Annotated in this window: 18 protein-coding genes; 9 read left to right on the top strand and 9 right to left on the bottom strand. The window is 72.0% G+C overall.

The annotated features are described in order from the left end of the window. Positions 1-78 precede the first annotated feature (78 nt). The 5 genes from ACZ501_RS34740 (at position 79) to ACZ501_RS34720 (ending at position 5,307) form a co-directional block, all read left to right on the top strand. On the top strand, positions 79-687 hold the full coding sequence (locus ACZ501_RS34740) for a LysE family transporter (RefSeq protein ID WP_362464999.1): 609 nt from the start codon (positions 79-81) through the stop codon (positions 685-687). A gap of 52 nt (positions 688-739) precedes the next feature. Continuing rightward, on the top strand, positions 740-1,534 hold the full coding sequence (locus tag ACZ501_RS34735) for a thioesterase family protein (protein WP_468800736.1): 795 nt from the start codon (positions 740-742) through the stop codon (positions 1,532-1,534). A gap of 49 nt (positions 1,535-1,583) precedes the next feature. Continuing rightward, positions 1,584-3,332: a serine/threonine-protein kinase gene (locus ACZ501_RS34730; RefSeq protein ID WP_468800734.1), complete on the top strand. Its 1,749-nt coding sequence runs from the start codon at positions 1,584-1,586 to the stop codon at positions 3,330-3,332. 59 nt (positions 3,333-3,391) lie between these two features. Beyond that, positions 3,392-4,411: a C40 family peptidase gene (locus ACZ501_RS34725; protein ID WP_468800732.1), complete on the top strand. Its 1,020-nt coding sequence runs from the start codon at positions 3,392-3,394 to the stop codon at positions 4,409-4,411. Between the two features lie 200 nt (positions 4,412-4,611). Then, complete coding sequence (locus ACZ501_RS34720) at positions 4,612-5,307, top strand: phosphatase PAP2 family protein (protein ID WP_468800729.1); 696 nt, start codon at positions 4,612-4,614, stop codon at positions 5,305-5,307. A 119-nt stretch (positions 5,308-5,426) separates the two neighbouring features. On the opposite strand, the gene ACZ501_RS34715 is transcribed toward ACZ501_RS34720, so the two are convergent. Beyond that, positions 5,427-5,684, bottom strand: a complete 258-nt coding sequence (locus ACZ501_RS34715; RefSeq protein WP_468800728.1) for a hypothetical protein — start codon at positions 5,682-5,684, stop codon at positions 5,427-5,429. Between the two features lie 88 nt (positions 5,685-5,772). Beyond that, positions 5,773-5,991, bottom strand: a complete 219-nt coding sequence (locus ACZ501_RS34710; RefSeq protein WP_361609364.1) for a hypothetical protein — start codon at positions 5,989-5,991, stop codon at positions 5,773-5,775. Positions 5,992-6,133: 142 nt separating this feature from the next. On the opposite strand from ACZ501_RS34710, the gene ACZ501_RS34705 reads away from it, so the two are divergent. Beyond that, positions 6,134-7,018 carry an SCO4651 family lipoprotein gene (locus tag ACZ501_RS34705; protein ID WP_468800725.1) on the top strand — a complete coding sequence of 295 codons (885 nt, stop codon included), beginning with the start codon at positions 6,134-6,136 and terminating at the stop codon, positions 7,016-7,018. 147 nt (positions 7,019-7,165) lie between these two features. Then, the gene (locus tag ACZ501_RS34700) at positions 7,166-7,318 is read left to right on the top strand and encodes a hypothetical protein (RefSeq protein WP_361609362.1); all 153 of its coding nucleotides are present in this window, start codon (positions 7,166-7,168) and stop codon (positions 7,316-7,318) included. A 97-nt stretch (positions 7,319-7,415) separates the two neighbouring features. Here ACZ501_RS34700 and ACZ501_RS34695 read toward each other — a convergent pair whose 3' ends face one another. Further along, complete coding sequence (locus tag ACZ501_RS34695; RefSeq protein ID WP_042801353.1) at positions 7,416-7,730, bottom strand: metal-sensitive transcriptional regulator; 315 nt, start codon at positions 7,728-7,730, stop codon at positions 7,416-7,418. Positions 7,731-7,921: 191 nt separating this feature from the next. Here ACZ501_RS34695 and ACZ501_RS34690 point away from each other — a divergent pair, with 191 nt between their 5' ends. Continuing rightward, the gene (locus ACZ501_RS34690) at positions 7,922-8,542 is read left to right on the top strand and encodes a DUF47 domain-containing protein (RefSeq protein WP_042818429.1); all 621 of its coding nucleotides are present in this window, start codon (positions 7,922-7,924) and stop codon (positions 8,540-8,542) included. 5 nt (positions 8,543-8,547) lie between these two features. Then, positions 8,548-9,546, top strand: coding sequence for an inorganic phosphate transporter (locus ACZ501_RS34685; protein WP_361609345.1), 999 nt, complete (start codon positions 8,548-8,550; stop codon positions 9,544-9,546). A gap of 115 nt (positions 9,547-9,661) precedes the next feature. On the opposite strand, the gene pstB is transcribed toward ACZ501_RS34685, so the two are convergent. The 6 genes from pstB to ACZ501_RS34655 all read right to left on the bottom strand — a co-directional run bounded on the left by pstB (position 9,662) and on the right by ACZ501_RS34655 (position 17,578). Then, positions 9,662-10,438 (bottom strand): phosphate ABC transporter ATP-binding protein PstB, encoded by a 777-nt coding sequence (gene pstB, locus ACZ501_RS34680; RefSeq protein WP_361609343.1) that lies wholly within the window; start codon positions 10,436-10,438, stop codon positions 9,662-9,664. A 55-nt stretch (positions 10,439-10,493) separates the two neighbouring features. Continuing rightward, positions 10,494-11,576: a phosphate ABC transporter permease PstA gene (pstA, locus tag ACZ501_RS34675; protein ID WP_468800723.1), complete on the bottom strand. Its 1,083-nt coding sequence runs from the start codon at positions 11,574-11,576 to the stop codon at positions 10,494-10,496. After that, the gene (pstC, locus tag ACZ501_RS34670) at positions 11,576-12,565 is read right to left on the bottom strand and encodes a phosphate ABC transporter permease subunit PstC (RefSeq protein ID WP_468800720.1); all 990 of its coding nucleotides are present in this window, start codon (positions 12,563-12,565) and stop codon (positions 11,576-11,578) included. Before pstC ends, pstA begins: the two co-directional genes overlap by 1 nt. Positions 12,566-12,690: 125 nt before the next feature. After that, positions 12,691-13,830 (bottom strand): phosphate ABC transporter substrate-binding protein PstS, encoded by a 1,140-nt coding sequence (pstS, locus tag ACZ501_RS34665; protein WP_362464971.1) that lies wholly within the window; start codon positions 13,828-13,830, stop codon positions 12,691-12,693. A 462-nt stretch (positions 13,831-14,292) separates the two neighbouring features. Continuing rightward, entirely contained in the window at positions 14,293-15,309 is a 1,017-nt protein-coding gene (locus ACZ501_RS34660; RefSeq protein ID WP_468800717.1) for a CHAD domain-containing protein, read from the bottom strand. After that, complete coding sequence (locus ACZ501_RS34655) at positions 15,290-17,578, bottom strand: RNA degradosome polyphosphate kinase (protein ID WP_361610150.1); 2,289 nt, start codon at positions 17,576-17,578, stop codon at positions 15,290-15,292. Before ACZ501_RS34655 ends, ACZ501_RS34660 begins: the two co-directional genes overlap by 20 nt. Positions 17,579-17,816: the final 238 nt, after the last annotated feature.

Genomic DNA, 17,816 nt, shown 5'->3' with positions numbered 1-17,816 from the left:
CGGGGGGAGGGGTATGCCTCAAGTGTCCTGCGGGCAGGGCCTCTTGATCACGGGTCGGTCGTTGGTGAGGATCTGGGCATGACAGAAGTGATCGCAGTTGCCGTCATCACCCTCCTCGCCGTGATCAGTCCGGGCGCCGACTTCGCCATGGTGGTGAGGAACAGCTGTCTGTACGGGCGGCCCACGGGGCTGTTCGCGGCCGCGGGGGTCGCTGCCGGGGTGCTGGTGCACGTCTCGTACACGATGCTCGGGGTCGGTCTGCTGATCGCCTCGTCGACCGCCCTGTTCACGGTGATCAAGCTGGCGGGTGCGGCGTACCTGGTGTGGATCGGGATCCGCACCTTCCGGGCGCGGACGGAGCTGACCGTGGACCTGGGGGCCGGGCCGGGGCTGACGCGGGCGGGGGCGCTGCGCAGCGGGTTCCTGACCAATGTGCTGAATCCGAAGACAACCCTGTTCGTGGTGTCGACGTTCACGCAGGTGGTCAGCCCGGAGACCTCGGCGTGGCAGCAGGCGGGGTACGGGCTGTTCATGGCGGGGGCGCACCTGCTGTGGTTCGGGGCGGTGGCGCTGTTCTTCTCCCACGCGCGGCTGAGGGCGCGGATGCTGAAGGCGCAGAAGGCGCTGAACCGGGCGATCGGCTCGGTGCTGGTGGGGCTGGGGGTGGGGCTGGGCTTCGCCCGCTGAGGCGGGCGGCGGGGGTGGTGTGCGGGGTTACCTGTCGGTAGCGTGCGGCGGCATGGATGCTGAAGACGGGTTCTACGAGCGGCTCGGCGAGGGCCGCTTCCTGGCGACCGAAGCGACGCGCGGGCCGTGGGACCCGGACGCCCAGCACGCCGGACCGCCGGCCGCTCTGCTGGGGCGGGCCGTCGAGGAGCGGCCGGGGGCGCGGGACGACATGCGGGTCGCCCGGATCACGTACGAGATCCTGCGTCCGGTGCCGATCGGGGAGCTGGAGGTGACCACCTCGGTGCTGCGGGCCGGGCGCGGCACGGAGCTGGTCGAGGCGGCCCTCGCCCCGGCGGGCGGGGCGACCCCGGTGATGCTGGCGCGGGCGCTGCGGATCCGGGTGGCCGCGGAGCCGGTGCCGGCGGTGGTCCCGGGGGCGGTGGTGGCGCCGCCGGGGGAGGTGGGGGTGACGCCGTTCTTCCCCGTGCCGTGGGAGACGGGCTACCACTCCTCGGTCGAGGCCCGGTTCACGGAGGGGGCCTTCACCGAGCCGGGGCCGGGCACCTGCTGGATGCGGATGCGGGTGCCACTCGTGGCGGGGGAGGAGATCCGTCCGCTGGACCGGGTGCTGGTGGCCGCCGACTCGGGCAACGGGATCAGCGCGGTGATGGACTTCGGCCGGTTCGTGTTCGTCAACGGCGACCTCACGGTCCACCTGCACCGCCACCCGGTGGGCGAGTGGGTCTGCGTGGAGTCCCGTACGAGCGTGGACGCCGGCGGCATCGGCCTCGCCGACGCCCGCCTGCACGACGAGAAGGGGCCGATCGGGCGCGGGGCGCAGAGCCTGTTCGTGGCGCCGCGGTGAGCCGAACCCCCTTGCCGGCCAGGGAAGTCGGTGTGGCACCCTCGTGCGGATGGAGCCCCTGAGAGAGACGGACCCCGCGCAGATCGGGGCGCATACGCTGCTGGCCCGGCTGGGGGCCGGGGGCATGGGGCAGGTGTACCTGGGGCGGTCGCCCGGCGGCCGGCTGGTGGCCGTCAAGGTGATCAGGGAAGAGATCACCGGGCATCCGGAGGCCCTCGCGCGGTTCCGCCGGGAGGCGGAGACGGTCCGCGCGGTGCGCTCCGCGTACACCGCGAACCTGATCGACGCGTCGCTGGCGGCCCCGCCGTTCTGGCTGGCCACCGAGTACGTGGCCGGGCCGACGCTCGCCCACGCGGTCGCCCGGTTCGGGGCGCTGCCCGCCGCCTCCTGCCGCAGGTTGTTCGCCGCGCTGGCGGAGGGCCTGGCGAGCGTGCACGCGTACGGGGTCACGCACCGGGACCTCAAGCCGCAGAACGTGATCCTGGGCGCCCAGGGGCCGCAGCTCATCGACTTCGGCATCGCCAAGGGCGTGGCCGAGACGGCCCTGACGCAGGCCGGCACCGCCCCGGGCACCCCCGGCTACACGGCCCCCGAGGTGCTGCTGCGGGGCGAGGTGGCGGACGCGGCGGACGTCTTCGCCCTGGGCGCGACGCTCGCGTACGCGGCCACGGGCCGGGCCCCGTACGGCACCGGAGAGCCGACGGCGGTCAACTTCCGGGCGGTGCACGGCGAGATCGACGTCGCGGGCGTGGAAGCGGAACTCGCCGCGCTGATCAGGGCCTGCGTGGTGGCGGAGCCGGGCGCGCGGCCGCCCCTCGCCGAGATCATCCGCCGCTGTGCGGTGGACGCGGCGCTGGTGGACGACCCGGTGTACGCGGCGCTCACGGCGGCGGGCGGCGGGGCGGCGCAGGTGCCGGGGCTGCCGTCGACCATCGGTCCGGGGCTCGGCGCGGCTCCGGCGGGCTACGTGCCGACGTACGTACCGGCGGCGCAGGCCGAGCAGGCGCCGGCCGCCGCCGGTGCCCGGAGCGTCCCGCGCTGGGCGCTGGCGGCCGTCGCCGGCCTGGCGGCGGGGGCCCTGGCCACGGGCGGGTACCTGCTGGTCGCGAAGGACGGGGGCGGGGAGGGCGGTGGAGGGCAGCGGGCCGCCGCCCGGCCGAGCGGGCAGAACACCCCGGACGGCGGCGGGCCGTCCGCCTCCGCCCCGTCCGGCCCGGCGCAGGCGTCGGGCCCGTCCGCGTCCGCCCAGGGCGGCGGCAAGGGGGCGGGGGCCGTCCCCGACCACATCGAGCCGAACAAGGTGTCGAGGGACCTGTGGAGCAGTAAGACGGGCGGCTGCAACCTGCCCGCCGAGGAGCGGGCGGAGTTCCTGACGGCCTCCGCCGTCGACGCCGACGACCCGAACGCGCCGTCGGTCACGGGCAAGGTCAAGATCCGTGTCCATCTGAAGCCCTACAACACGGAAACGGCCCCCTACGCCCTCTCCGTCGGCGTCAAACCTCCGCACGAGATCGACGAGAGCACCCAGCGGCCCTACGAGTTCGTCCGCGACTACAACCACGGCATCGGCTACACCAGCAAGCCCGTCGACCTCAAGGACCCGGCCGCCGGCTACCTGCTGGAGCTCACCTACCCGGACGACTTCGCCACACAGCTCGTGGCCGACGGGGGACCGCCGAGGAAGTACCCGGGCATCCCGCTCGCCAACGATCCGGGTGACTGGACCGTGCTGGTCTACCGGGTCAGGGGGGTCAGGGAGTACAGCAGTGTCTACTGCACCGGCTTTCCGGTGAAATAGTGGCCGGGCGGTGCGGTGAATACCCTGTCAGGTGACCCGGCATGAGGCAGTGTTGACGGGTGCGCAAGTTCTGGATGGCAAGCGGGATCGGCATCGGCGTGTGCCTGACCTTCGTCGCGCTGCTCGTCGCCGGCACGTATTCGGCGGCGGCGGGCCTCGCGAGCGGTGCCCGGCAGGGTGCGGTCGGGCTGGTCAAGGGTGCCGTGCCCGCGCTCTACCAGCCGCTGGTGGAGAAGTGGGGCAACCTGTGCCCCGCGCTCAATCCGGCGCTGCTCGCGGCACAGTTGTACACCGAGAGCAACTGGAAGCCGGACGCGCTGAGCCATGCGGACGCGCGGGGCATCGCCCAGTTCATCCCGGAGACGTGGGCCACGTACGGGGTCGACGGCGACGGCGACGGCGACCGGGACATCTGGGATCCCAAGGACGCCATCCCCTCGGCGGCCACGTACGACTGCCAACTCGCCAAGGACGTCGCGGGAGTGCCGGGCGACCGGTCCGACAACATGCTCGCCGCCTACAACGCCGGCCCCTACCGCGTCATCAAGGCCGGTGGCGTGCCCGCGATCAGCGAGACCCAGGGGTACGTGAAGGCGATCCGTTCCCTGGAGAAGAGCTTCGCCCGCCCCGTGGGCAGGGTCGCGCCCTCGCAGCAGGCCGCCGGGGCGGTGTACTTCGCGCAGAAGACGCTCGGGACCCCCTATCTGTGGGGCGGGAACGGGACGGCCGACCAGGGCGGGCGCTTCGACTGTTCCGGGCTGACCAAGGCGGCCTACGAGAGCGTCGGGATCGAGCTGCCGCGCGTGGCGAACGACCAGTACAACGCCGGGTCGCACCCCGCGCGCGGGGAGCTGCTCCCCGGGGACCTGGTCTTCTTCTCCGACGATCTGACGAACTCCCGGGCGATCCGCCACGTCGGGATCTACGTGGGCGGCGGTTACATGATCAACGCCCCCTACACCGGTGCCGTGATCCGTTTTGACAAGGTCGACACCCCCGACTACTTCGGGGCCACCCGCGTGACCAAGGATGGGGCCGAAGCCCTTCCGGAGCGGGCCGGGGCAACTCCCCAGCCGTAGCCACTCTCTGTGAAGCCAAGGCCCTGAGCTGCGACGACGAGTCACTCTTCGATAACGTTGGAGTGATCATTCGGTGGAGAGTGGAACGTCCCCGGCAGAACGGGCGTTCCATGGACACGGGGGGTTGCTCGGCGGGGAGTTGAAGGGGCGCACACCGCCGTGCGTCCGCAGGGGACCTAGGCAGCAAGGGGCCGCGTCGCATGGCTGGACTCACAACCGGTGGGCCGAATGTGGATGTCAGCCTGCTGTACGGGATCAACGCCCTCTCCCGGCACGCCCCCGGCTGGTTCGACCGGGCCGTGGCCTTCGCCGGCTCGTACGGACTTCCGCTGGCCATGGTCCTGCTCGTGCTGTGGTGCTGGCGCGGGGCGCGCCGGCAGGACGAGGCGGCGGCCGTCGAGTCGTTCGCCGCGCTCGTGTGGGCCCCCCTCGCCGCCGCCGTCGCCCTCCTCGTGAACGTGCCGCTGCGGGAACTGGTGGCCCGGCCCCGGCCGTTCCTCCAGCACGACGGCATCGAGGTGCTCGGCGGCGCGGGCGCGCCTGGCGCCGGGTTCTCCTTCGTCAGCGACCACGCCACCCTCGGGATGGCCCTCGGCATCGGGGTGTTCCTCGTCAACCGCCGGCTCGGCCTCGTCGGGATCGCCCTGGCGCTCGCCGAGGGGCTGTGCCGCGTGTACCTCGGGGTGCACTACCCGACCGACGTCGTCGGCGGGTTCGCGCTCGGTACCGCCGTCGTCCTGCTGCTCGCCCCGCTCGCCATGGCGGCGCTGGCCCCGGTGGTCAGGGCGGTCGCGCGGTCGCCGCGCTTCGGACGGCTCGTACGGGCCCGGGAGCGGATGGTGGCCCGCCCCGTCGAGCTGGCGCAGCGCCCGGCCGAGAGCGACCTCGCGGCGTAGTCCCGCCGGCCGGGGTCAGCCGGCGTACGCGTTCCAGAGCGCGAGCAGGGCCGCCACCAGCAGGCACAGTCCCGCCGCGCCGAAGCACAGCCGCACCGCCGCCGGCCGCGGCCGCGGGCTCACGGGCCGCCGCTCTCGCCGCCGTCGCCGGCGCGGCCGGGCTGCTCGGTCTCCGCCCCCGTCCCGTCGCGCCGGTAGCGGGAGCGCAGCCACAGCCCGGTGGCCACGGCCGCCGCGGTGGTGACCGCGATGGCCAGCGCGACGTCGGCCGGCCCGTCCGCCGAGCCCACGGGTCGGGCCCGGGCCGCCGCGGCCGGGGCGAGCGCGATCAGCAGGGCCCACAGGAGGGCGGCGACACGGGGTGCGGTACCTGGCATGGAACCAGGGCAACCGGTCGGGGGGCGCCCGGCCAGCCGGGGCGTCCGAACGGACGAAGCGGAGTGCGGGGGCGCGGGGGCGCCGCGGCTACCCCGCGGTGTGCCGGGTGGCGTCCCTGCGGGCCAGGTCGCGGGAGCGGCGGGCGGGCCCCGTCCAGCCGCAGCTGCAGACGGCGAGGCAGAAGGAGCCGCGTTCCGCGGTGCCCGTGGAGTGGCCGACGGGTGGCTGTGCGGGCTCCGCGGGATCCCGCGGCAGGGGCACAGAGGCGAACGGGGCGACCGCGGTCGCCCTGGTGCGGGAATCCACCCCTCCACGGTACCGGGGACCGGCCCGCTCCGGTACGGCCCCCGGAACACGGCGGCCCGTTACGGGAAACCCCGGACCTCGTTAAACGGAGCGGGTGGGGGCCTCGGGCAAACAGCTGTCACGCGTTGGGGGTTGGCAGGCGATGGTGGTGCACCAGCACAGGCGACGGAGCAGGCGTGCGGGTGAGGCGGTGCTCGCGGTCTGTGCGGCGGTGGCCGTCGCCGCGCTCAGCGCGTGCGGAGCGGCCAGCGGCACGGGAACCGGACCGGGCGGCGGCCCAGACGGCGGCTCCCGCGGCGGCTCCGGCGACGACCGGCCCCCCGGCGACCCGGCCGCCGCGGTGCGCGGCGCCGCCGACGCGCTGACCGCGGCCGGGAGCGCGCGGACCCGTACGGCGATGGAGATGGCGACCGGCGGGACCCGGGTGACGATCCGGGGCGAGGGCGGGGTCGACTTCCGCAAGCGGATGGGCCAGCTGCTGGTGATGCTGCCCGCCGACGTGAAGGGACAGCCCGAGCACCGGCCCATCACCGAGCTGCTCGTCCCGGGCGCGCTCTACATGAAGAACCGGGGCGCCGGCGTCCCCGACGACAAGTGGGTCCGGCTCGACACGGCCGCCCTCTCCGACGGGAACCTCGTCACCGGCGGCGCCACCGATCCGGTGGCCGCGGCCGAGCTGCTGCGGGGCGCGCAGGAGGTGACGTACGTGGGCGAGACCGAGGTGGCCGGCACCAGGGTGCGGCACTACCGGGGGACGGCGGACATCGCGCGGGCCGCGAAGAGCGCCTCACCGGGCGTCAAGGGGGCCCTGGAGGCCGCGGCGAAAGGGTTCAGCAAGGACAGCGTGCCGTTCGACGCCTACCTGGACGAGGAGGGCCGGCTGCGGAAGGTCCAGCACCGGTTCACGTACGTCAAGAATGGCGTGATCGATGTCTCCTCGACCACGCTGCTGTACGGCTTCGGGACCCCGGTGACCGTCGTATTGCCCGCAAGCGGGGACATTTTCGCCGGCAAGATCGCCGAATAGCCGGCCGGGCGGGGGGAAGCGGTGCGTCCGGGCCATGGCCCCGCTATCCGGAAATGGTCCATCCGTGTCATGCGCGGCGCGCGGCGCGATCCCTACGCTGGGAAGCCGAGCGCCGACGGGCGAGGACGGCAGAGAGAGGTGACACGCGTGACTCCCGCAGGCGGCATGACGGTGCAGGACCACGTGGCGCTCGCCGAGATCGAACTGTGCGGTGAGCTGATCATCGCGGCCTCGGCCGCGGCCGAGGAGCGGCTGAGCCAGGACCGGATCGACGAGGTGCTGATGGGCATCTGCCTCTAGCCCCTGAAGCCCCCCGGCTAGCCCCTGAACCCCTGAAGCCCCCCGGCGGTCGCCCGTCGGGCCGTTGCCGGGAGCCCCGGCCCCCGGGCCCCGGCGGTCAGCTGCGCAGCAGGCGGGCGATGGCCTTCGTGGCCTCCTCCACCTTCGCGTCGATCTCGGTGCCGCCCTTGACGGCCGCGTCCGCGACGCAGTGGCGCAGGTGCTCCTCCAGCAGCTGGAGGGCGAAGGACTGGAGGGCCTTGGTGCTGGCCGAGACCTGCGTGAGTATGTCGATGCAGTACACGTCCTCGTCGACGAGCCGCTGGAGGCCGCGGATCTGGCCCTCGATCCTGCGCAGTCGCTTGAGGTGCTCGTCCTTCTGGTGGTGGTAGCCGTGGACGGCTCCGGAGCCCTCCGCCTCGATGGTCGTCATCGGTCCTCCCGTGGTCCGGAAAGAGGGGTTATACCCCTCATGGGTATAGGGTACTTCGCCCACGCCGAGGGGACAGGGGTCCGTGCCGCCCACTCTGCCTGATGGGACACTGGGGAACCGCCGGTTAGCCGTGGCCGGGGGATACGCCTAGCATCAGCCTGACCGAATCCAATGCACCCCGAGGACCTCACGTGCGATTTCGTCTGACCCCCAGGGAGACGAGCTTCTACGACATGTTCGCCGCATCCGCGGACAACATCGTCACGGGCTCCAAGCTCCTCATGGAACTGCTCGGAGCGGACCCCTCCGCCCGGGCCGAGATCGCGGAGCGGATGCGGGCGGCGGAGCACGCGGGGGACGATGCCACCCACGCGATCTTCCACCAGCTGAACTCCTCCTTCATCACGCCGTTCGACCGGGAGGACATCTACAGCCTCGCGTCCTCGCTCGACGACATCATGGACTTCATGGAGGAGGCGGTCGATCTCGTCGTCCTCTACAACGTGGAGGAGCTGCCCAAGGGCGTCGAGCAGCAGATCGAGGTGCTGGCGCGGGCGGCCGAGCTGACCGCCGAGGCCATGCCGCACCTGCGGACGATGGACAACCTGACCGAGTACTGGATCGAGGTCAACCGCCTCGAGAACCAGGCCGACCAGATCCACCGCAAGCTGCTCGCCCAGCTCTTCAACGGCAAGTACGACGCCATCGAGGTGCTGAAGCTCAAGCAGATCGTCGATGTGCTCGAAGAGGCCGCCGACGCGTTCGAGCACGTCGCGAACACGGTGGAGACCATCGCGGTCAAGGAGTCCTGAACCTCGTGGACACCTTTGCGCTGGTCGCGACCATTGGTGTCGCGCTCGGCTTCACGTATACGAACGGCTTCCACGACTCCGCGAACGCCATCGCGACCTCCGTCTCCACGCGGGCCCTGACCCCGCGCGCGGCGCTGGCCATGGCCGCCGTGATGAACCTGGCGGGTGCCTTCCTCGGCAGCGGGGTGGCCAAGACGGTCAGCAAGGGCCTGATCGAGACCCCGCACGGCAACAAGGGCATGTGGATCCTGTTCGCCGCCCTGATCGGCGCGATCGTCTGGAACCTGATCACCTGGTACTTCGGGCTGCCCTCGTCCTCCTCGCACGCCCTCTTCGGCGGCATGGTGGGCGCGGCGCTGGCCGGCGGGACCGAGGTCATCTGGTCCGGGGTCGTCGAGAAGGTCGTCATCCCGATGTTCGTCTCACCGGTCGTCGGCCTCGTCGTCGGTTATCTGGTCATGGTCGCCATCCTGTGGATGTTCCGCCGGGCCAACCCGCACAAGGCCAAGCGCGGCTTCCGGATCGCGCAGACGGTGTCGGCGGCCGGCATGGCGCTGGGCCACGGCCTGCAGGACGCGCAGAAGACGATGGGCATCGTGGTGATGGCCCTGGTCATCGCCGACGTGCAGGACGCGGGCGACGCGATCCCGGTCTGGGTCAAGATCGTCTGTGCCGTGATGCTGTCGCTGGGCACGTACGCGGGCGGCTGGCGCATCATGCGCACCCTCGGCCGCAAGATCATCGAGCTGGACCCGCCGCAGGGCTTCGCCGCCGAGACCACCGGTGCGTCGATCATGTTCGGCTCGGCGTTCCTCTTCCACGCGCCGATCTCCACCACCCACGTGATCACCTCGGCGATCATGGGTGTGGGCGCGACGAAGCGGGTCAACGCGGTCCGCTGGGGCGTCGCCAAGAACATCATCCTGGGCTGGTTCATCACCATGCCGGCGGCGGCCATGGTGGCCGCGGTCAGCTTCTGGATCGTGAACCTGGCGTTCGTCTGAGCAGCGGTACGAAAGCGGGCCGGCTCCCCCCACCCAGGGGGAGCCGGCCCTTTTCTTTCGCCCTGCGGCGGCACCGCCATGCAGCACCGCAGGACGTCCAAGCGGGTTCCGGCGTCTAGCCGAAGCGGCCCGAGATGTAGTCCTCGGTCGCCTGGACGGACGGGTTGGAGAAGATCCGGTCCGTGTCGTCGATCTCGACCAGCTTGCCCGGCTGGCCGACGGCGGCGAGGTTGAAGAAGGCGGTGCGGTCGGAGACGCGGGCCGCCTGCTGCATGTTGTGCGTCACGATGACGATCGTGAAGCGCTCCTTCAGCTCCCCGATCAGGTCCTCGATGGCGAGGGTGGAGATCGGGTCGAGGGCGGAGCACGGCTCGTCCATCAGCAGGACCTGCGGCTCGACCGCGATGGCGCGGGCGATGCACAGGCGCTGCTGCTGGCCGCCGGAGAGGCCGGAGCCGGGCTTGCCCAGGCGGTCCTTGACCTCGTTCCAGAGGTTGGCGCCCTTGAGGGACCGCTCGACCGTGTCGGCCAGCTCGGACTTCTTGTAGCTGCCGTTCAGGCGCAGGCCCGCCGCCACGTTGTCGAAGATCGACATGGTGGGGAAGGGGTTGGGGCGCTGGAAGACCATGCCGACCGTGCGGCGGACCGCGACCGGGTCCACGCCGGGCCCGTACAGGTTCTCGTCGTCCAGCAGCACCTTGCCCTCGACCCGGCCGCCGGGGGTGACCTCGTGCATGCGGTTCAGGGTGCGCAGGAAGGTGGACTTGCCGCAGCCGGACGGGCCGATGAAGGCCGTCACGGAGCGGGGTTCCACGGTCATCGAGATGTCGTCGATGGCCTTGTGGCTGCCGTAGAAGGCGGACAGTCCGCTGACGTCGATTCGCTTCGCCATGAGGGTCACTTCTCTTTCATACAAGTCTCACGCGGCGGAGCCGCAAGTCGATGCTCTAGCGACCGGTCTTCGGGGCCTTCCAGCGGGCGATGCCGCGGGCCACCAGATTGAGGATCATGACGAAGGCGATCAGGACGAGCGCCGCGGCCCATGCCCGGTCGTAGGAGGCTTCACTGCCGACCTTGTACTGCTCCCAGATGTAGAGGGGGAGCGAGGACTGGGCGCCTTCGAAGGGGTTGCCGTTGATGAGCTGGGAGCCGAAGACCAGCAGCATGATCGGGGCGGTCTCACCGGCGATGCGTGCCACTGCCAGCATGACACCGGTGGAGATGCCGCCGATGGCGGTGGGGAGCACGACCTTGAGGATCACGCGCCACTTCGGCACGCCGAGGGCCAGGGCGGCCTCGCGCAGCTCGTTCGGTACGAGCTTCAGCATCTCCTCGGTGGAGCGCACCACGACCGGCATCATCAGGATCGACAGGGCCATGGCGCCGGCGAAGCCGGAGGGGCCGAAGCCGAGCATCAGGTTCCAGGTCGTCAGGATGAACAGGCCCGCGACGATGGAGGGGATGCCGGTCATGACGTCGACGAAGAAGGTGACGGCCCGGGCGAGCCGGCCCTTGCCGTACTCGACCAGGTAGACGGCGGTCAGCAGGCCGACGGGCGCGGCGATCAGGGTGGCGAGGCCGACCTGCTCCAGGGTGCCGAGGAGGGCGTGGTAGACGCCGCCGCCCTGCTCGAAGCTGGTCACGCCGTTCATGGAGTGGCCCAGGAAGTCGCCGTCGAGGACCGTCATGCCCCGGCTGACGGTGGTCCACATCAGCGAGAGCAGCGGGACGACCGCGAGGACGAAGCAGACCCAGACGACGGACGTCGCGACGCGGTCCTTGGCCTGGCGGCGGTTCTCGACGACCGCGCTGGAGGCGTAGGTGATCACGACGAACAGCAGGGCGGCGATCAGGCCCCACTGGACCTTGCTGTGCAGGTCGAAGACGAGTCCGACGGCGCTGCCGAGCACGGCGGAGACGACGGCGGTGCCGGCGGGGGCCCAGCGGGGCAGGCCGCCGCGGGTCAGTCCGGCGGGGGCGGAGGACGTGCGGGCCCGGGTGGGGCGCTGGTCCTGGAGTGCGTGGCTCATCAGGCGTTCGCCCCCGAGAAGTCCTTGCGACGGGCGATGATCAGGCGCGCGGCGCCGTTGACCAGCAGGGTGAGGAGGAAGAGGACCAGGCCGGAGGCGATCAGCGCGTCACGGCCGAACTCGTTGGCCTCGTCGAACTTCGCGGCGATGTTCTGCGCGAAGGTGCCGCCGCCCGGGTTCAGGACGTGCAGCGAGATCAGGAAGCTGGGGGAGAGGACGGTGGCCACGGCCATGGTCTCGCCGAGCGCGCGGCCGAGGCCGAGCATCGAGGCGGAGATGACGCCGGAGCGGCCGAAGGGCAGCACCGACATCCGGATGACTTCCCAGCGGGTCGCGCCGAGGGCCAGGGCGGCCTCCTCGTTCATGCGCGGGACCTGGAGGAAGACCTCGCGGCTGACGCTGGTCACGATCGGCAGGATCATGATCGCGAGCAGGATGCCGACGGTGAAGAGCGAGCGGGCGACGCCGACCTGGGTCTTGTCGAAGACGTAGGTCCAGCCGAGGTACTCGTCGAGCCAGAGGTTCAGCCCGTTCAGCTGCGGCACCAGGAAGAGGGCGCCCCAGATGCCGTAGACGATCGACGGCACGGCGGCCAGCAGGTCGACCACGTAGGCGAGGGGCGCGGCCAGCCTGCGTGGCGCGTAGTGCGAGATGAACAGGGCGATGCCGACGGCGACCGGGACCGCGATGGCCATCGCGATGACCGAGCTGACGACGGTGCCGAAGAGAAGGACGGCGATGCCGAAGACGGGCGGGTTGGCCGAGGCGTTCCAGTCGAAGGTGGTGAGGAAGTTGCCCTCGTTCTTCGACAGGGCGATGCCGGCCCGGTAGGTGAGGAAGGCGGCGATCGACGCCATGATCACCAGCAGCAGGATGCCGGAGCCCTTGGAGAGCGCGGCGAAGATCCTGTCACCGGCGCGGCCGGTGGACGCGCTGCCCGGGGAGACGGGCGGAGCCGTGTCTGTGTGGCTGGGTGTGGTGGAAGCCATGGTCTTTCCGGTCTGTGTGGGGGGCGGGCCCCCTGGCGGCGGTGCACCGGATTCCCCCGGGTGGGGGGAGGGTCCCGGGCGCCGGGCCGATCGGCGGAGGATCGGCCCGGGCCGGGAGGGCGGGACTAGGCGAGCGACTTGATGGCGTCGCGGACCTTGGTGTTGATCTCGGCCGGGATCGGCGCGTAGCCGTTCTCGGTGAGGACCTTCTGGCCCGCGTCCGAGGCGGTGTACTCGAGGAAGGACTTCACGGTGCCGAGGGTCTCGGCCTTGTTGCCCTTGTCGCAGACGACCTCGTACGTGACGAGGACGATCGGGTACGCGCCCTCGGCCTTGGTGGTGTAGTCGAGCTTCAGGGCCAGGTCGGAGCCGGTGCCGGCGACCTTCGCGGCGGCGATGGCCTTGGAGGCGTTCTCCGGGGTGGCCTTGACCGGGGTGCCGGCGCCGGTGTTGACGTCGACGGTCTTGATGCTCTGCGAGGCGGCGTACGACAGCTCGAAGTAGCCGATCGCGCCGTCGACGGCCTTGACCTGGGAGGCGACGCCGGCGGAGCCGGAAGCGGCCTGGCCGCCGGGGGCCGGCCACTTCTTCGAGGCCTCGAAGGACCAGGCGTCGGGGGCGGCGGCCTTGAGGTACTTGCCCAGGTTCTCGGTGGTGCCCGAGTCCTCGGAGCGGTGGAAGGCCTGGATGGCGGTGGAGGGGAGCGTGACGCCGGGGTTCAGCTTCTTGATCGCCTCGTCGTCCCACTTCTTGATCTTGTCGTTGAAGATGTTGGCGATCGTGGCGGCGTCGAGGTTCAGCTTGTCCACGCCGGAGACGTTGAAGCCGAGGGCGATCGGGCCGCCCACCATCGGCAGGTTGATGCCCTGGCCGCCGGTGCAGACCTTCTTCGACTCCTCGACCTGCTCGGGCTTCAGCGCGGAGTCCGAGCCGGCGAAGCCGACGGTGCCCTGGTTGAAGGCGACGATGCCCTCACCGGAGGAGGACGACTTGTAGTTCACCTCGACGCCGGAGCAGGCGGCCATGTAGTTCTTCACCCACAGGTCGACGGCGTTCTTCTGCGCGGAGGAGCCGGAGGCGAGGAGCTTGCCCTTGGCCCCGTCGCACTTGACGTCGCCCGGGGCGGCGGCCGAGGCCTTCGGGGTGCCGTCGGCACCGGTCTTCGTGTTGTCGTCCGAGCCGCACGCCGTGAGGACCAGGGCGCCGGACACGACGAGAGCCCCGAGGGCGGAGGCACGAAGCCGGTTCTTGCGCTGAAGCTTCACTTTCGGGTGTTCCTTCCGAGGGGCCGCCGGCCGCTTTCTGTATCGGGGCGGCGTGCGAAGAGGACTACGGGGCTTGTGTGGTGCGGCGCCGTGATTTCCCGATCGGCTCGCACCGTGCAGTACCGAAATTAGGCAGAACAGGTGAAGCGGTCGACCGCGCGTGGTGAACGGAGGGTGAACCGTGGCGGACGGCCCGGTGTGGACGGGGCGGTTCGTACCCGGGCGCAATCGGGCGTTATCCGCCCGTTATGCCGCCGTTACCGTTGCGGGGCCGGTGCCCTGGCCGGTCAGGTGGTACCCGGCGGGTGGCCGGATTTCGGCGGTGCCCCGCCGGACCCCTTCCCCCGGGGCGGCGCCCGTATCCCCCCGCTGGGGGCTCCGCCCCCGGCCCCTCGTGCCTCCCCCGCCGGCGGGGCCGGAATCCGCCGCGCGGATCCGGCCCGCGCAGCGGCGGGCCCGCCCCTACGGGCGCCGGGCGGCCTCGGCCGTGACGCGGACCGGCCCGCCCGCGGCCGGAGGAAGCGGCGCGGCCGCCGCGGTGGCGGCCGGCTGCCAGAGGTGGTGGAACGAGACGCGGGCCGCCTCCACCGCGTGGCGCTGGTCGGCGTGCAGGACGCCGAGCGCGTACGCCGTCGCCGGGGCGATGCGCGGGGTGCGGGCGGCCGTCGCCGAGGCCGCGGCGGCCTCGGAGGCGTCCCGGTGGCGGTCCAGGGCCTCGCCCGCCGCCGCGAGCCGGGCCACGTCCCCGCCCAGGGCCTCCCGGGCGTAGCGGTGCACCCGCAGCAGGCGGCGCACCTCGTGCCAGGCACCGTCCTCGTGGGCGGCGTACGGGGTGCCCTGCGCGGCGGGAAGGGCGGAGACGGCCCCCGAGAGGCGGGCCCCGGTGAGCTCCGCCAGCGGCTCCAGCACCTCCGCGGCCGGGCCGCGGGCGGCCACCGGGTCCAGCGGAACCTCCGAGGCCAGCACCGCGACCGCGTCGGCCACCGCGTGGAAACGGGCCGAGCCCAGCGCCTGGAGGGTGGCGGAGTGCGCCCGGGTGCGCGCCAGCGTGAGCTGCCGCTCCAGCAGGGCCCCCGCCCGGGCCGACCCCACCGTGAGGGCGCCGGAGCCCGGACCGCTCCGCGGTGAGGGGACCTCGGGGGAGGCGGACAGCCGCTGGAGGGCGTCCATCAGCCGGGACAGCCGGGCGGCGTAGGCGTGCTCGTCGGCCAGGGTGGAGGACAGCCAGACCAGCTCCGTGCGCAGCGGGTCCGCCCAGCCCGGCTCGGTGACCGCCCGGAACGTGCTCAGCGAGCCGGCGATCCGGCGGGCCGCGCCCCGCAGCCCGTACGCCGCCTCGCCGGCGTCCGCGGGGCCGGCGCCGCCCGCTGTGCCCGCGTCGTGCAGGCGCAGCGCGCGCAGGAAAGCGGTGGCCTGGGAGCGCAGGTACACGCCGAGCACGTCACCCGCGGTCAGGTCGTCATGGTTTCGCTGGGCCACGCCGGCGCCTCCGGGCGTCTATGAGCATCTCCTGTACGTGCCGCAGCGGCTGGCCCTCGGCGTCGGTGCTGTGCCGGGTCCATTCGCCGTCCGGGCCCAGGTGCCAGGAGGAGGTGGCGTCGGACATGCCGGTCTCCAGCATCCTGTCCAGTGCCGCGCGGTGGGCCGGGTCGGTGACCCTGACCAGTGCCTCGATGCGGCGGTCGAGGTTGCGGTGCATCATGTCGGCGCTGCCGATCCACACCTCGGGTTCGCCACCGTTGCCGAAGGCGAAGACCCGGGAGTGCTCCAGGAAGCGGCCGAGGACGGAGCGGACCCGGATGTTGTCCGACAGCCCGGGGACGCCGGGGCGTACGGCGCAGATGCCGCGGACCCAGATGTCGATGGGGACGCCCGCCTGGGAGGCCCGGTAGAGGGAGTCGATGAGGACCTCGTCGACGATCGAGTTCATCTTCAGCCGGACGGACGCCGGGCGGCCGGCCCGGTGGTGGTCGGCCTCCTTGTCGATGCGCGAGATCAGCCCGTCGCGCAGGGACTTCGGGGCGGTCAGCAGCCGGCGGTAGGTCTCGCGCCGGGAGTAGCCGGACAGCCGGTTGAAGAGGTCGGAGAGGTCCGCGCCGACCTGCGGGTCGGCGGTGAGCAGGCCGAGGTCCTCGTACAGGCGGGCCGTCTTGGGGTGGTAATTGCCGGTGCCGACGTGGCTGTAGCGGCGCAGGGTATCGCCCTCCTGGCGGACGACGAGGGAGAGCTTGCAGTGGGTCTTGAGGCCGACCAGGCCGTAGACGACGTGGCAGCCGGACTCCTCCAGCTTCCGCGCCCACTTGATGTTGGCCTGCTCGTCGAAGCGGGCCTTGATCTCGACGAGTACGAGGACCTGCTTGCCGGACTCGGCGGCGTCGATCAGGGCGTCGACTATGGGGGAGTCGCCGGAGGTGCGGTACAGGGTCTGCTTGATCGCGAGGACGTCCGGGTCGGCGGCGGCCTGCTCCAGGAAGGCCTGCACGGAGGTGGAGAAGGAGTCGTACGGGTGGTGCAGGAGCACGTCGCGCTCGCGCAGCGCGGCGAAGATGTCGGGCGCGGACGCGGACTCCACCTCGGCGAGGTCGCGGTGGGTCCCGGCGACGAACTTCGGGTACTTCAGCTCCGGCCGGTCCAGGGAGGAGATCCCGAAGAGGGCGGTCAGGTCGAGGGGGCCGGGCAGCGGGTACACCTCGGCGGCGGTGACGTTCAGCTCCTGGACGAGCAGGTCCAGGACGCCGGGGTCGATGGACTCCTCGACCTCCAGGCGCACGGGCGGGCCGAAGCGGCGCCGCATGAGCTCCTTCTCCAGGGCCTGGAGGAGGTTCTCGGCGTCGTCCTCCTCGACCTCGAGGTCCTCGTTGCGGGTCACGCGGAACATGTGGTGCGCGAGCACCTCCATGCCGGGGAACAGCTCCTCCAGGTGCGCGGCGATCACGTCCTCCAGCGGGACGTAGCGCTGCGGGGAGGCCTCCAGGAAGCGCGAGAGCAGGGGCGGGACCTTGACCCGGGCGAAGTGGCGGTGGCCGCTGACGGGGTTGCGCACGACGACGGCCAGGTTGAGGGAGAGGCCGGAGATGTACGGGAACGGGTGCGCGGGGTCCACGGCCAGCGGGGTGAGCACCGGGAAGATCTGGTTGCGGAACAGGGTGAAGAGGCGGGCCTGCTCCTTCTCGGTGAGGTCGGGCCACCGGATGAGGTGGATGCCCTCCTCGGCGAGCTGCGGGGCGATGTCCTGCTGGTAGCAGGCGGCGTGCCGGGCCATGAGCTCCCGCGAGCGGGTCCAGATCAGGTCCAGCACCTCACGGGGCTGGAGGCCCGAGGCCGAACGGGTGGCGACGCCGGTGGCGATGCGGCGCTTGAGGCCGGCGACGCGGACCATGAAGAACTCGTCCAGGTTGCTCGCGAAGATCGCCAGGAAGTTCGCGCGCTCCAGGAGCGGGGTGGCGGGGTCCTCGGCGAGTTCGAGCACCCGCTCGTTGAAGGCCAGCCAGCTGCGCTCCCGGTCGAGGAAGCGGTTCGCGGGCAGCTCTCCGCTCTCGTCCTTGTCCTCGTAGGCGTCCAGGTCCGCGTCGAGGTCGGGATCGAGGTCGACGTGACCGACCACGCGGGCGGCGTGGGGGCGGTGCGCGGCTATGGAGCCGAGGCGGGGCTTCGCGGGGCCGCTTTGGCTCTCGGCGGCGGGAGCGGGGGCGTGAGACGGGTGCTGGGCGGGGACCTCGGCGGGGCCTGCGCTGGGCTGGTGGCTCATGACTCCATTCTTCCGCGCACGCGGCAGGACAGGCGCGTCGGAAGTGTCTGCCGTCAGACGGAGTCGGGGCTGCATGCCGGGAGACTCGCAAGCGTGTCTGAATGCCCGGTTAATGGCGTATGGCTTCCTAGGGGGCGTCCGCAAAGTCCCGCCTGCCCTGCGACGCCTGGCACCGCACCTCGCCGCGTTGTCGGGCCCGCCCGAGTACGTCCAGTACGCGGGCGGCCCTCCGCCTTGC

Source organism: Streptomyces sp. NPDC034085 (assembly GCF_055575555.1).
Note: the sequence above shows the minus strand (reverse complement) of the source record. Positions and strands in the feature narration are given on the sequence as shown.